This is a genomic window from Dyadobacter jejuensis (assembly GCF_003149085.1).
Taxonomy (GTDB): Bacteria; Bacteroidota; Bacteroidia; order Cytophagales; family Spirosomataceae; genus Dyadobacter; species Dyadobacter jejuensis.
Window position 1 is genome coordinate 326,798 of sequence record NZ_QGDT01000005.1, and the last position, 14,489, is coordinate 341,286.

A 14,489-nucleotide genomic window follows, 5' to 3' on the forward strand; every position below is an offset into this window, starting at 1 on the left:
TTTTAATCCATTTTTTTCTGAATAATTTTAAATATTCTTTTCTTTTTTTGTTAATTTATTTACAGTCAATGGGTTACCTATAGTGGAGTAAAGGTACTATTAAGAGACCAATAGATACCGACCTGAAAAGTTGCGGATTCGTAGAATTACAGAAATAGGAGCATTTACTTTAGAACCGTACGAAGGGTCCTATACCGAGCTTATGAATGGGTTTATATGGCTGTGCCACGGGACACTCCGCGACTTAGGCCTAGGCATGGCGACCGAGCGATCGTAATAAGGAGCCCATGGAAAATATGGTAGGAGTGAGGCCCCCCCATCCTCCAGAACATGAACCAAGTTTTAGCCATCAGTGATTTATTGGAGCGGATTGTCCAGTTTAATCAGGTTCTTTATCGATCCACAAGTATTTTTTGATGACTTATTACGCCACTTTTTTGTTGGATAGTGAGCATGTAAAGGCCGACAGGCAAGGTGTGAACCGGTATCGTATTGGCTATGTTTCTACCTGACTTGTAAACAAGGGCGCCTCTGAGGTTGTATAGCTCGATCGACTCGATTTTGGTAGACGGTTGGGACTTTATGGTTAGAAAATCTGCTACTGGATTCGGGAAGATTTCCAGTATAGCTGGTCCACTCATTCCTACAAATACGATTCGGCTATAGGAAAATGTCTGCGCATGGCTGTCTGCGCCGCGGTCGATCATTTTCAGTCGGTAAAAATTATCGCCCATGTCGGGGGTAGGGTCTGTGAAAGTGTACAAACGGATTTCGGAGCTTTCGCTAGCCGCTTTTTTCGTTCCGATCGTCCTCCATTGCTTGCCGTCGATACTGTGTTCTATATCAAATCTTTCGCTGTTGGTTTCCGAGCTGGTTCTCCATTTTAATATTACCGAATTCTCCTGCTCGGTAGCTGAAAAGTCTATAAGTGTTACCGGAAGTGCGCAATTTCGAAAAACGGATAAAGAACTAGAACAGCCATTTTTGGTGGCCGTAATTGTAGCGGTTTGGTTAGAAGGAATATCAATTACACTATTGCCTGAAACCGTCCCTGTGTCCGTAGTAACTGTAGCTCCATCTGTAGCCGTAAAGTAGACCGAATAGGTGATAAAGTCAATGGAGCAACTATACTCGGCCCCACTCAGTACAATGGATGGAACATCACTTATACCCACCGTATTACTTTGGCCTGTCACAGGACTATTCGCTCCTCCAGAGCCGCTGACACTGATGAGCTCATAAGTAAAATTGCCGGAGGACGTGGTAGGGACGGAGACACTGGCCGTTGTAGCGGACCCTATTGCATTCAGTGGTGTATCGGCTCCACCATTCATTTTGTAAGTAAAAGTGTATGGTGGAATGCCGTTTTGGGCGGTAAAAGTAACTTGCGGGGAAGGTTCTCCCACGCAGCCTGTCGTCGCGGCCGAAATGGTAGCCGTAAGATTGTTGCCGATGGTGACGGCGACCGTCTGCGGAGTGGCAGGGGTGAGCATGCAGCCCAAGGCATCGGTTACGCTGAGTAATTCATAGGTAAAGACACCAACGACTTCGGTGGGTTGGGTAATACCCACCGAAGTCGCTAGGCCCGTGGTGGTTAAGGTAGAGGCCATTCCAGTATTTATGCTGTAGCTAAATGTGTAGGGCAGTGTGCCTCCAGTCGCACTGAAAGTGACCGTGGGGGGCGCTACACCTTGATTTACCGTAACGGTGCCCGATAGCGTGGAGGTGGCGAGTTTATTGACCGTTAATACGGCGGCCGTGGAGGTGCTGCTGGCGCAGGGATTAGAAACGACACACTGATATTCCGAGTTGTCGTCCGTCTCCTGAATACCCATTAGTGTGAGTGTAGAGGTGATTGCTGTGGGGTTGCTAGCCGAGGTTATATTTGTAAAAGCACCACCAAACGGCTTTTTTTGCCATTGGTAGTCGTTAATAGTACCCGTTGCCGCTACTGAAAAAGAGACGTTTTCTCCCGCACATTTCTCCTGATCTATGGGGTTTTGAGAAATATTGGGTGCTGGCGTAGGGGTAACCGTTACCGTATAGGAGCAGGTTGCACTGGAACCTATACCGTTAGTAGCCGTTACAAGGACTGTTGTCAATCCCGTAGGGAAGGTATAGGGAAAAGTTATAGGGTTTCCAGCCACGCTATAAACAGTCGCTGGTGTTGGGCATCCTTCGGCGGTGGCAGGTAAAGATAAAGTGGCTGTACAGGTACCGTTATCTGGATTCACCACCTGGCTGCTAGGGCAAGTGCTAATGGTGGGTGCCGATATAAGGGCCGTTACCGTTGGGTTGCTTGGGCCTGTGACTGTAGGATCGTCCGTTAGTACGTTGCTAAATCCACTACCACTCACCGTCCCTTGATTGGTGACCTGGCAGGTGGAGGCCGGTATACTATTGTTGATGGTGGCCTTAAATTTGACGATAACATTCTTGGCTGCAGGAAGACTGAAACCACTTCCACTTCCATTAACGGAAACCGTTTCACCCGACATGGTGGCTGTCGTTCTAGCACTGGTCATGTTCCCAGTGATGTTGGACGGTTCTGAACTTTTAAGCTCAGTGGCAATCGTCGGGAATGTCGTTTCATTGGTTTTTGCTTCGGTTGATCCGGAAGGCTCTATCCCTACGGGAATTTGCTGTAAGGATGTGGCCTCCTCCATTACGGCGACTCTCAAGGAAGTAACATTGGGTACAGCACAAGTTTGACCGGTGTTATAGCTGGTCAAACCCGATCCAGCCTGGAACACGCTGGCGTTGGGCGGGGTGTTGGCGTTGGCACTCCACACGGTAGCGAGGGTATTGCCAGTGCCTTGTAGGATCACCTCGTTACCTACAGCACCCGGACGTAAGCGCAGGGCGGTTCCGGTGGCTACAGCGACGGTATTATTGCTGATATTTACACAAAGCTTGGCTTTGTTGTCTGTCAGCGTTCCGGTAAGGTTGACGTCAATATCATAAAATGCTCCAGCCCCGGTGCTGATATTATTTCCGCTAACCGTTACATCGCTTTTAGTGGTATTATTTGGCGAGTAACCCCATACTCCAATCCCGGAGTCAAATAGAATTCCCGAAATGGTGTTATTGCTTATTTTGACGACTCCTTTAGCGGAGGCCCCTTCGGTATCAAAAAAAATTCCGAATCCACCACCCCCGTCGCTAGTTACTACATTTCCATCCACAGTACCTTCCTGAAATGAATTATCGCTCATTTTTAAGTTTATTCCTGGACCATTTTTACATTTAAAATTGTTGCTAATTACATTGTATTTCAGTGATGAGGTGCCCAGAGAGTGTAAATCGATCCCGATAGAGGTTAATTTGGTGGTTCCGTCTAAGGCAACATTATTGACGATAGCATTTCGAATATCTCCAACCAGTTGAGAGGAATTATTGGCAATCATTTTGATACCTTGGGTTTGGCATCTTAGAAACTGGCTTCCCCCGGTGATTTTCATCTTCATTTGGGAAGTGCCATATCCTTCCATCAGTATCCCGCCATTGTTTGGTGCATCCTTAAAAATAGAGTTGTCAACTGTTAAAAGGGTCAAATTCGTATTGGTATTTCCAAAATATGCCACCCTTCCAGATGGTGCATTGGTCACGGTAGTATTTGCAAACGTAGAATTTGTGATGGAGCTCGTTCCCGTTGTATTGATGGCAAATAGGGCCCCTTCGTTGACCTCATCGCCAGCGTTGGCTACCGAGCTGTTGCTGATTACCAGGTTGTTGACGCTTTTTAGGTTGATGCCATGCTGCACTACGGTGCCCGATATAATTACTTTTTCTAGTTTAAATCCGTCGACCACGTTGGCATAAACGGCGGCGTTACAAGCAGCGTTATCCGTTGTGCCACAGGACGCTGCGTCCTGTGTATTGGCATTGGTAAGGTTGATATTGCTGAGGGTAACACCAGCCGCAGTGCTAAAATCTATACCTCGTCCTGTAATATTCTGGATGGTACCTCCTGAGCCCTGTGTAGTGCCTACGCCCGTAATCCGGAATGTGCCTGTTGTTCCAGAAACAGAAATTCCTTTTGCTGCGCTATTGCAGGACACCGAAACAAGCGTCACGTTCAGTGCCAACGAACTACCCGCAATCTGAATGGCAGTGACACCCGTGGAGGAGATGGAGCCTGAGTTTATTCTCAGAGATCCCCCACTATTCGAAATGTTTATTGGGCTTACTGATCCCGAAGCCACCGTCGATGATACTTCTGAGAACTCTGCAGCAAAAGTTACGTTAGACATATTGAGGGCCCTGCCGCTACCCGATAGCCCTACTTCACTTATTGTAACCGTTCCTGCTGTAGACCCAGCTAATTTCGCCCCGCCCGAAGCACCAATATTCAAGCCACGGATGGTATTGGTGGCAGCCGTATTGATGACATTGAAGGCGCCCGAACTCGTTAGAGTCGGACGGGTGCCACCAGTAGTAGGCAATATACTGTTCCCATTTGGCACCCCATAGCCCGAAATCGACAAGAGTGAAGCGGCGGCACCCTGGCCTACTAGTTTTTGTTGATCGAGCAAGGTGAGTGGTCCACTATAATTGCCCTGATAAATAAAGATGGTATGACCCGTTTTAGGGTGTAATGCCCCGCCGTCGTTAATAGCCTGAAGACTCGCTATTGACGTAAAAGGTTTAGCCAAAGTCCCGTTTTCCCCCGAGGAGCTGGCTCCGGAATTTACAAACCATATGGCACCGGCAGAGGTGATTGTGGCGGTAGCGATGGAGGTGAATCCCGAACCGTTTTGAAGGGTATATGTAAAAGTATCATTGCCCGTAAATCCTGCTGGGGGAACATAGCTAAAGGCGCCAGTCGTGTAGTTTAAGTTAATAACGCCACCTTGGCTGGTGGCTATGGCTCCCGCACCGGATATACTCAATGTAGCCGCATCGGGGCTTATGTCGTTCGCTAGCAGCCCGCTTCCGGCAGATACGTCGAGTCCTACATTTCCTATGGTAGTATAGGTGTCATTTTGCGCGATGGGACTTACTTTAACTGATCCGGCCACGAGTGTGGTATTGGCATCAATCTGATCGGTAAAGGAGACTCCATTGGCATCCGTTCCGCTATTGGTGATCGTTACAGTATATTCGAGTTCATCTCCGGCCGATGCACCCGGCAAGCCAATGTCATTCGTTAATAGGTAGGTATTAGTCGCAGTAATGGTCGGTATTAGCAGTGTGGACTGCTTTGAAGTTTTTCGATTAAATGGTGGATTGGGAAGTCGGTTGTTCTCCGGGTTTTCTCCGTCTGATCGTTGTATTACTGAAGTCGAGCCGATTTTGGTGCTATTTTGGATCGACAATCCGGAGGCCAATAGGGCTGCCGCAGCAAGGAAGACGATGAAGTTTTTCATTATTTGTCGAGTTTGAGTGGACCGCGGGGAGCGTCAGAATGAGGCGATGCCCCTTACTATCAAGAAAATATGACTTCGTATTGCATGCCATTCTGATCAGCACCGATGGGAACAAGAAAAACTTCAAATAAACCGGTCGATGGATGTAAAAGCCGGTAGATTCCTTGTGGCCAATGATCGTTTACTCCCTCCGTTTGTAAGACGACCGAAAAGGCGCCTCTTTTAATAGGCGAGTAAGTTTCGAGAGGCGTTATTTTGGTTACAATCACAGGCTCAGCTTGGTCCAAAGTAAATTCAATGTAGAGTTTCTGGCCAAGATGATCCCTGAAATCCTGCTCGGTTACCTTGCTTAAATCGTATTTTTCCATTCCATTAGGTGATATACACCGTTAGTTTCACTTATTTTTTTAAATCCTAAACGGGTGTAAAGGTCTTTGGCTGGATTGAAAGACTCCACATGAATACTCAGCCCCCGTTCCCGCTGGTCGGCAAGTTTTATCAGGTCATTTATTATGCCGCTTCCTATTCCTCGATTCCGGTAGGGGGGCAGTAGCGTGATGTCGATGATACGCATTCCTCGTCCTTGGAAGTTTTCATGAAAGTATAACCTTCCTATAGCTACATTGTTCTGGCATATTACCCAAAAATCTGCTCCTATATAATTTTTTTGATAATGGTTGTGCTGGGCTTCAAATTGGCTAGTGATAAATGCTAATTTCATTGCGCTGGTCCACTCTGGCAACTGGTCCATTTCCTGTTTTCTGGTACTTCCGTACATGGCCAGTAAGGAGGGCATGTCTTGGGGCTCAATGCTGCGTAAAGTAATTTCCGGATGGGCTGGTTTGAACTGCATGTTTCTTAAAATAGGAGTCAGTGGCAAATTCTGGTTCAATCAACGTCCTAATTGGTATTACCCACGCTGCGGATAAACCCCTTGAAGGGCGATGCAAAAGTACGTAGTCAGATAGGGCTGCAGATTATTATGGGGTTGACCACCACCTGAGGATGCTATTGAACTTGCAGACATATTTACGGTAGGGTTACCCGCCTTAAACACGGCTCCGTTGCTGGATCTGGCAATGGTGTGTGCCGAGGGATCCGCAATTTCACCGGGCTGGGGCGTCAGTCCAACGGTATGACTGTGTGCTGGGATTTCGGATTCTAGCAAGGTAACCTTTTCGGTGCCGCCTTTTTCTCCTAGGCGGCGTAGGGTCAGCCCTGGGCCCCGTCCCGAATGCATGGGAGCCCTCCCCTGAAGATCAGGCAGTGCAAAAGTAGTTCGGCCGTCGCCTCCATAGGTGGTACCCAACAGGGAAAATAAGGCCGTATTTTGAGACAACGGTAACAACTGACCGTTGCACCAAGACCAGCCTCTGGGTGGAAAATTGAATGGGAATATTCTTATTTCTGCTACAAAAGGATCCATAAGTTGACGTTAAGTTTAAATTAAAAATGAAGGGATTTTAACATTAGGACGGAGAAGGAAAAATTCCGAATAGTGAAATGATGAAACTCACACACAAGAAAGGCTGGATATTGTTATGTGGCCGTGAGCCTCCTGTCGGAGCAATAGCTTCTGGACTCATGGTTGCTCCAGAGGGAGGATCACCCATAAACATTTTCACTGTAGACGAGGTGCCCAGGATAGCATTTTTAGGTTGTGCCGTATTCGCTCCATCTTTGGAAGCCATCATAGCATGGGAATGCGACGGGATTTGAGTATTGTCGAGCGTGATTTGTTCCGCCCCGCCTAATTGGCCAATGGTGAATCCATTGCCTTGATGCAAGGGCAGTCGCCCTCTCAAATCTGGAAGTGAAAATGTAGTCTGTCCGTTTCCACCATAAGTCGTTCCAATTAACTGAAAGAGTGTTTCGTTTTCGGAAATGGCAAGAAGCTGCCCTTCACAAAACATCCATCCTGCGGGAGCAAAGTTTCCTCCAAACATTCTTATTTCTCCAATATAAGGCTGTGCCATAATTTATAGGTATTAATAATGGATTTAAATAGCAAGAATTGTAAACTAATTGCGAGTCGGGAAAACTCCCTGCAAAGCAATACAGAAACTGATGGTCAGAAAAGGCTGCATGTTTATATGAGACTGGTTTCCTCCTCCACCTCCAATGGTATTCGGAGAAAGGGCGGTAAGATTAGCCAGAGTATTCTGGTAGAGATCCGCAGGTTTTGAGTTGGAAAACAGGCTATTTGAAGGATTATTGATGTTATTGTCCGAAGATCCGGGATCTATCGCACTCATCAGATGGGTGTGGCTAGGGAGCTCCGAAACGGATAAGGTATGAGATTGCTCCCCTCCTTTTTCGCCGAGCCGGTGGCCTTGGCTTACGTGCATGGGAACCCTGCCTTGGTAGTCTGGCAAGGCAAAATTTACACGACCATCACCACCAAAGGTGGTACCCAAAAGTGAATATAAGGCTTGGTTTTGGTTGATCGGTAGTAGCTGTCCATTGGCCAAAGCCCAACCCTTAGGTGGAAAGGTAAAGCTGACCATTCTGATTTCTGATAAAAAGGGTTCGGCCATAAGAGAAAGGTGTTTATATGAAAATTTAAAAGAATACACGAGGAAATTTCTCTGTTTGATTCAGGCACCTACTTTTCGCCTGATACTGATGCGGCTTGGGTTATAGAGTATGTGTGGGATTATTTTTAGAAAAGGAGCCTGTGCTACCTAGACGTATTTGTTCAATAAATATATGAATATATACACATAAAGTGTTCTATAACTTAGTTATCGGTAATAAAATTTTTTCTATTTAGGGTTAAATTAAAGAAAGGGAGAGAAACCGTCACGACTTTCGTGTATGATTTTTCTTTAACCTAAGACCGGAATATTTAATTCTCAGGCCTTAGATCTAGGTCCATCAGTGCACCCAAATCAAATGTTTTGTAGTCTTTACCGTCTGAGAAGTCATACTCGCCTACTAAATTGATGTGTGCCCAGCTTTGGGTAGAAGTACTGATTATTTTCTTCAAGAGAATCTGTTTGTCCTGTTGTGAGCCAGCTGCAACTAGTTTTCTGATAACAACATCAGGTAATAGGCATTTATAGAATTGGCTATTAGTCGCTTACACCCTTGGACTGTTAACAGTTCTTTTCTGGTTGCCCATAGGAGCTCCTGATTATTGCCAACCGTTATGGCTTTTGAAAATTTGTTGCTGCTTTCAACTTTGGATAGAGAGCCCGAAACCGATTTTCGGATTACTTCATCATCGATGTATTCGTAGATGTAAATAGTCTTGTAAAGCCACCGCAGATCCTTCAACGCTTTATATAACGGGTGCTGTTTTGAATAAGAGTTCAGCCGCCTGAATAAGGTGGATGCCTTGGCATAACCCAGTTTAATGGTACAAACCAGCCTTAGTATTTCGTCCCAATGCTCTTCGAGAAGTGCCAGATTGATTTTTGCGTCCGGAATAATTTTATAGTTCTGTTCACGGTATGTACGCACTTCATCAATAGTGTACAGCTGTTGATGATGAAACCTGGCAAACCTGGGGCGAAATTTTATTCCAAGGAGCCCGGTTACAGCAAAAACCGGTTCACTAAATCCGTGGGTATCTGTGGAATGGGCATAGGGCAGGATTACTACATTATGTGTCAGCCCGTCGTTTACATAATGTAATTCAGGATCCGCTGCACTAAATATAGTCGAATAAAAAAGTTGTCCTGATTCATCCAGAAAGGAATACAATGTAACGCCCCTGCCATTTCCAAAGTATTTGAAGGAAGCATATGCAATCAGGGATGCAACCGAGACATCAAATTTCTGTCCGTCACTGGATGTATGGATAAAGCCGGTGTCTTTTTTGAAATGTTCAGTGAGCGGTAATGCATTACTAAAAGCGAGGACTTTGTCATTGGCCTGAACCAACAAGTCCGGAGAAAAATAATGTAAAGCTGTTGTTTCCAATGAACTTGTACGGATTCCTTTGGACATAAAAGAGAACTTACGGATGCCAATATTACATCCGTAGCCAAGGATTGCTGCAAAAAACAGCTTTTCTTCGGGCCGTTTCGGTGTATGGTCAATGCCGGCATGTTTGAATACAGAAACAAAATTGCTCGCATTTGTACTGTTTGAAGGACTTCCAGTAAGGGAATGACGTATTCCTGGGAAAAAAGAGATTCTGATTCCACAGCATCTTCTTCGGACTTGTCTTTCATTAGATGCCAATTGCCGTCTGCATCAAAATAAACCTTCTTGTTTTGTCCGGTGTCTATGTGCTCATTGGTTTTTTTTATTTGAGTGTTGAGCTCTTCATTTAGCCGTAGCAGCGTTATACGTGAGTCTCTATACACCGTTAATCCGGCCTGCTGGATGAGCTTATCCTTTTCTTTATTCCATACACTCCCAGGGATTTCATATTCTTCAAAACTACGATAGTCGTAAGATGAATCAATAGGAAGCGCCCCGGACTTGATGTTATCCCGTATCTGTTCGAATAAAAATACTTTGTACAATCCTACCCGCAACTTTCCTTCAGAAGTCAGCACGCGCTGCTGCTGCTCCATGTTTAAAAAATCAGTTGGAACCGGTCCCCTGGCCAAGATAGAGCCGTCCTTTTCCTGAAAATAAAGGAAAGCTTTCAAGATGTCTTTTCCCGATGAAGTTGTACTGGCCACCAAAGCTTTTATAATTTCACTGAACTTTCCTGTGATCCTGGAAGAACCCTTTTCAATAGCCATGTAAAAATCTTCCCGGTTATTTATTTCCTGATTTGCCTCCCGCAGGGTTTTAAGACGCTGCTCGTCGTCTTTTAACAGCTTTTGTGATAACCGTTTGTTTTTGAAAAGCTGCTCGATCAATGTTACTTTGGCCAACGGTTCTATAGTAGTATCAGCAATAATTATTTCGATGGTGCCCGAAACATCAATGTGAGTGCTGCTCCGATAGGCAACGCTGCTGACCAGCTGCGCAGTCTGCATCCTGTTTTGATACAGCTCTTGTTTTACCAGATTCTCACAACCATTGACATAATTAGGGACCGCACTATTTAAGGTCAGGATAAGTGCATCGCCCAACAAATAGTATTGATGAATGATAAAGGAAATCAAAAGCAGGTACCGGATCATATTGCGGGTAGCTATCTGAGGTACCTAGTTGTTAATGACGTATTCGGCATAAAATGGAATCGTAGCGTCTGAGAGTTTTAAGCGTTTGGCAACAGGTAATAATTGCAGATACATCCGTTTTAAATGCTGAAAGTTATGGACACGTTTCCGGATTTGCTTTGTCTCCATCGACTGTGAGATGGGCTTAAAAAAGGTGATTTCGTACCGTTTAACTGTTAAATGCCGTCTGGAATCCTCCTGATAAGAATTATGTTCTATAAGAAGCTGGTCCAATAGTAAAATATCTTCGGATGTTAAGTGCCTGGTCAAGATGGATTCCAATTCCCACTCAAAATTTGAAAGGGCTTTATCCAGTATCGTTTTTAAAGTCTGGTATGTAGGAATTTCAATACGTTGCTCCTGAAGAAAAGCGACCATACCCTCAAAAATTAAGTATGGCCTGGTTTGTACATATGCAAGCCTGTGTGTTTCTTCAATCAAAACCTGTTCTGATGACTTTTCAAATGGAGCAAATCCAAAGTACCCAAGCATGTCTTCCCGATGCCTGAGCGTAGTCCGGCCTTCATATTCACTCATTTGTACCGCATTTACATCAAGGGAAATTCTTTCCGAAACAAAATCTACGTCACTTTGATGAAAACGGCTTGATACAAAGAAGCGGCCGACAATACGGAAATATCCAACCTGCAAAAGAAAGCCCACTTTATTGGAAGGTGTCTGTAAATTCTTAACATATTCGGTAGCCCACTCAGGAGTCTTTAGATAAATCAGTTTTTGTTCCGGAGTCAGCACAGGGGGGTAATCAAATTTTTGGCGGGCTTCTGAGTTCAGATAATCTTTTCTAGGTAGACGATACTGAGGATGAATAAATGTGTGTATAAAAAAACGCCGCTCAGAATGTACAAACCTGCCAGGCTTGTTGGAGCCTAAAAAATAATCGGAAAGCAGACATACTAACCTAATTTAGTAAAATAAACTTGTACCTCAATCTAAGTACATTAAATTTGATTGAACAGATGAATTAAAGTATCCAAAAGTGAAAATAGGATACGCGCGGGAATCGACCCAGAACCAGAATTTGGAAATGCAGCTGGATGCACTACAAAAGGCAGGCTGTGAAAAGGTATTTCAGGAAAGGCTTCCGGAATGAAATCGGATCGGCCACAGCTTGCTGCCATGCAGCAGATCCTTCGTGAAGGTGATGTGATTTACATTTACAAGCTGGACCGGTTGGGACGGTCTTTAAAACATTTACTTGAAATGACCTCCGATTTTGAAAAGCGGGGGATTGGCCTTGTATCGATCAATGATCATATCGATATTACCACTGCCCAGGGAAGGTTCATTTTTAACATCTTCGCATCATTAGCAGAATTTGAAGAGACCTGATCCGTGAAAGGACAAGATCTGGATTAGAGGGAGCAAGGGGCAGGGGACGAAAAGGCGGCAGGAGCCGGGGATTATTCAAGGAGGCCGAAAAAACGGCTATGCTCGCACAGACCCTTTACAACGAGCGAAAGTTAGGGGTTAACGAAATTGCAACTGATTTGAAAATTTCAAAAATGACACTGTACAAATATTTGAGACATAGAGGAGTTAAGATAAGCGGAAAAAGTACAGTTGATTGATTCCGCTTCATTTTAAAGCTATTAGGTCTTAATATACAAGGTTGAAGACCAAACAATTGTCCTACACCAAAGTCGTGACTGTTTTTGTCCGTTCTTTTAATTTAAGCCCAGGTTGAGCAACGCAGCCAGCAGAGCTATGAGCGGATCATGGCCGGAATCTTCGTCAATTTTAAAGGCAGCGCCCCACAGGTGTCAACGTAGCTGAAATGCTTGGGGGAAGATGATATTGGGCTGATCTGTCGGAGCGTGGCCCAGGACAGCGGCCCGGTTGGCGCGGATCTCGCCCGGAAATGGCTTGAAAGGGACACGGCGAAAAATGCCATGGAGCTGGCCGGGTACCGGCAGCAGCTGCGTAAACAGGGGCTGGATACTGGGAAGGACAGGAGGATGAGTTTGGGGATGTAAAAATGCCCCGTTACAAAAACGGGGCATTTTGAAGGCAATGATTTAAATTACCAATTATTTATCCTGAATTGTAATTAGACGTTCAAAAAGCCCTCCATTCCAAGTAATACCTTTGGATTTTCCGGCCTCATAAATCAAACTATTATTTATCCATAACTTTGAAATGAATACCGCCCCTGGGGACCTTGACATTAAGGATTTAATGGTGTCTGTATCATTTTCCTTCCATTGAAGATAGGTTATTGTCTCTTCTTGGTCAACTTCTCCGGGGTACACAAACATTCGTAGATACTTGTTTCCGTTGATCTCATTTAAAATTACTCCTTTTGAGGCTGCCAAATCAGGGTTATTAACTTCAACCTTGTCACCATTTTTTAGATAAAAAGTCTCCACATTTGAAGGGTCGATATAGTTAGCGCTTGCGTTTGAAAATACATTAATGCCATTTTTATCAACCCTAACAAAGTCAACGCTAGTGTCTACTTCTACTGCGGTCGGATCGTCACTGTCATCTTTACAAGATGTTAAGACTGCAATTCCAACCAATAATGCGAGTAATGTTTTCATAGTAAGATAATTAAGGTTTTCTGATATTTGTGATCATTTGTACTTTATAGTTGTAGGTATCTGTCCCTGGGTTAAAGTTATTATTCATATACCATCAATTGTCGGTAGCACCCCAGCCCCAATTCATCCATAATTGACCAGTCGATGTAGATAAATATTTCTCATATTGACTTGGGTTCCAAGGATTTTGATGACACTCCCAGTAATTAGTATCTCTATAGGCGTCAGTTACCCAGCAGTGTCCATTTGAATATATATTAAAGATCCACCAGCCACTTTCCTTTCCGCCGGCTAGTATGACAGGTCTGTTATTATAGAGTTCGTTATGGACAGTAGAAAAGATGTAATCACCTCTAGAAGGGGTTGGATACCCCATATTTGCAAATGTACGGGGGATATCTTTATTTTGTGCACCTGTTCCATCGCAGCCATAACTATTATCTAGGTTATGATTGATACCTAGATCTCTCATCAACGTAGCGGTTGCGGTACTTCCGAGAACATCATCCATAGATGACCATGCGTAGGCTGCGGGATATTGATGGTATTTCTTTACTTCGCCGACTGCGGTAGCAACACAACCGGTAGGTGCTTTGCCACTAGCTCTACTGCTACAAAGTACAGGAACAAGGTCATTAAAGCCAGCACCCGATTGCCGCCATCTCGCGGTGTTCAGATTTTTTGTTACGATCTCAATAAAGATTTGACCATTATACGTGCAATCATCTGGGCCAAATGTTCTTGCTGTTTTTGAGTCAGCTGATGCGTTAACACTTAGGTATGTATCCCACATCTTCTTCATATAAGGACTTTGCTTAGAGTTTTCAGCGCGGATCTTTTTTATTGTCCCATCCATCTGTTGTAGCCAGGTAACTAGGCCGCTGGGGTAATATTCTGCATCTGTAATAAATGGGTTTTCATCGGAGTATCTAGTATGGGATCGATGCGGTTGTCACCCGCGATTATGGCAAACCCACCATTTTCGTAATTGACGATATACATTGAAGGATTAGTTCCGTCTGGCTTGACACTAAACGTACTCTTTACTCGCTTCAATGCATTGTTGCTTCTAGCATTAGGCCGATTATCTTTTGGTGCTTGTGTGTTAGCAATTTTAGTGGCCAGATCTACGTCTACAAAATTTGAATCAATTATTTGATTTACGTTGGCCGGTTCGTCAAAAGAATCCTTTTTACATCCTGTAAAGAAAAGGAGGGAAATGAGAAAAATGGTAAAATAGCCATTCTGGGAGAAAAACTGTCTAAGCATATAAAAGGAGTTGGCCGCAATCCCAAAACTGGCAAAAGAAAGGGAGGTATTAAAGTACATACTATTATTAAAGCCAATGAGAATGTTCCTTGTTTGGTTCGTTTCAGCGCAGCCGCAAGCCACGACCATTTGTTCTTAGATCAAGTCCATAGTTTGGCTCC

General features: G+C 44.5%; 13 protein-coding genes and 1 pseudogene. 2 read left to right on the plus strand and 12 right to left on the minus strand.

Features of this window, described 5'->3' with window-relative positions; genetic code table 11:
• Positions 1-392: 392 nt before the first annotated feature.
• From CLV98_RS12540 to CLV98_RS12575, 9 genes are all read right to left on the minus strand, one after another.
• Complete coding sequence (locus CLV98_RS12540) at positions 393-5,369, minus strand: Ig-like domain-containing protein (protein ID WP_109674656.1); 4,977 nt, start codon at positions 5,367-5,369, stop codon at positions 393-395.
• 59 nt (positions 5,370-5,428) lie between these two features.
• Complete coding sequence (locus tag CLV98_RS12545) at positions 5,429-5,737, minus strand: DUF6916 family protein (protein ID WP_109674657.1); 309 nt, start codon at positions 5,735-5,737, stop codon at positions 5,429-5,431.
• The gene (locus tag CLV98_RS12550; protein ID WP_109674658.1) at positions 5,719-6,222 is read right to left on the minus strand and encodes a GNAT family N-acetyltransferase; all 504 of its coding nucleotides are present in this window, start codon (positions 6,220-6,222) and stop codon (positions 5,719-5,721) included. The genes CLV98_RS12545 and CLV98_RS12550 overlap by 19 nt, the downstream gene beginning before the upstream one ends.
• 57 nt (positions 6,223-6,279) lie before the next feature.
• The gene (locus tag CLV98_RS12555; RefSeq protein WP_109674659.1) at positions 6,280-6,795 is read right to left on the minus strand and encodes a phage tail protein; all 516 of its coding nucleotides are present in this window, start codon (positions 6,793-6,795) and stop codon (positions 6,280-6,282) included.
• A gap of 43 nt (positions 6,796-6,838) precedes the next feature.
• Positions 6,839-7,345 carry a phage tail protein gene (locus CLV98_RS12560; RefSeq protein WP_109674660.1) on the minus strand — a complete coding sequence of 169 codons (507 nt, stop codon included), beginning with the start codon at positions 7,343-7,345 and terminating at the stop codon, positions 6,839-6,841.
• Positions 7,346-7,390: 45 nt separating this feature from the next.
• Positions 7,391-7,906: a phage tail protein gene (locus CLV98_RS12565; protein ID WP_109674661.1), complete on the minus strand. Its 516-nt coding sequence runs from the start codon at positions 7,904-7,906 to the stop codon at positions 7,391-7,393.
• Between the two features lie 311 nt (positions 7,907-8,217).
• Complete coding sequence (locus tag CLV98_RS23440) at positions 8,218-8,358, minus strand: hypothetical protein (RefSeq protein ID WP_158281248.1); 141 nt, start codon at positions 8,356-8,358, stop codon at positions 8,218-8,220.
• Positions 8,359-8,393: 35 nt separating this feature from the next.
• Complete coding sequence (locus CLV98_RS12570) at positions 8,394-9,560, minus strand: Tn3 family transposase (RefSeq protein WP_109674662.1); 1,167 nt, start codon at positions 9,558-9,560, stop codon at positions 8,394-8,396.
• Positions 9,561-10,483: 923 nt separating this feature from the next.
• On the minus strand, positions 10,484-11,422 hold the full coding sequence (locus tag CLV98_RS12575) for a DUF4158 domain-containing protein (protein WP_109674663.1): 939 nt from the start codon (positions 11,420-11,422) through the stop codon (positions 10,484-10,486).
• A gap of 121 nt (positions 11,423-11,543) precedes the next feature.
• On the opposite strand from CLV98_RS12575, the pseudogene CLV98_RS24305 reads away from it, so the two are divergent.
• Together CLV98_RS24305 and CLV98_RS24310 are read left to right on the plus strand one after the other, a co-directional pair.
• Positions 11,544-11,848: pseudogene (locus CLV98_RS24305) on the plus strand (recombinase family protein).
• A 98-nt stretch (positions 11,849-11,946) separates the two neighbouring features.
• Positions 11,947-12,087: a helix-turn-helix domain-containing protein gene (locus CLV98_RS24310; RefSeq protein ID WP_445438688.1), complete on the plus strand. Its 141-nt coding sequence runs from the start codon at positions 11,947-11,949 to the stop codon at positions 12,085-12,087.
• A gap of 459 nt (positions 12,088-12,546) precedes the next feature.
• Here CLV98_RS24310 and CLV98_RS12590 read toward each other — a convergent pair whose 3' ends face one another.
• The 3 genes from CLV98_RS12590 to CLV98_RS12600 all read right to left on the minus strand — a co-directional run bounded on the left by CLV98_RS12590 (position 12,547) and on the right by CLV98_RS12600 (position 14,328).
• A complete protein-coding gene (locus CLV98_RS12590; RefSeq protein WP_109674665.1) occupies positions 12,547-13,059 on the minus strand; it encodes a hypothetical protein in 513 nt (170 codons plus the stop codon).
• A 94-nt stretch (positions 13,060-13,153) separates the two neighbouring features.
• On the minus strand, positions 13,154-13,861 hold the full coding sequence (locus tag CLV98_RS12595; protein WP_158281250.1) for a C10 family peptidase: 708 nt from the start codon (positions 13,859-13,861) through the stop codon (positions 13,154-13,156).
• Between the two features lie 71 nt (positions 13,862-13,932).
• Positions 13,933-14,328, minus strand: a complete 396-nt coding sequence (locus tag CLV98_RS12600) for a Spi family protease inhibitor (RefSeq protein ID WP_158281251.1) — start codon at positions 14,326-14,328, stop codon at positions 13,933-13,935.
• Between the last annotated feature and the right edge of the window lie 161 nt (positions 14,329-14,489).